The sequence below is a fragment of the Bacillus sp. SIMBA_008 genome, from assembly GCF_046535495.1.
GTDB classification, from domain to species: Bacteria; Bacillota; Bacilli; order Bacillales; family Bacillaceae; genus Bacillus; species Bacillus subtilis.
The window spans coordinates 1-284 of record NZ_JAWRWL010000292.1; the positions used below are offsets into that span (position 1 = coordinate 1).

Here is a 284-nt window from a genome sequence, read left to right on the forward strand (position 1 = left end):
TCTGGGCCGTGTCTCAGTCCCAGTGTGGCCAATCACCCTCTCAGGTCGGCTACGCATCGTTGCCTTGGTGAGCCGTTACCTCACCAACTAGCTAATGCGACGCGGGTCCATCCATAAGTGACAGCCGAAGCCGCCTTTCAATTTCGAACCATGCAGTTCAAAATGTTATCCGGTATTAGCCCCGGTTTCCCGGAGTTATCCCAGTCTTATGGGCAGGTTACCCACGTGTTACTCACCCGTCCGCCGGTAACTTCTTGAGAGCAAGCTCTCAATCCATTCGCTCG

Annotated in this window: 1 rRNA gene; it reads right to left on the reverse strand. The window is 54.6% G+C overall.

The window, feature by feature from the left end:
* Nucleotides 1-284: ribosomal RNA gene (locus tag SB658_RS23260) — 16S ribosomal RNA — on the reverse strand; the annotation flags it as partial.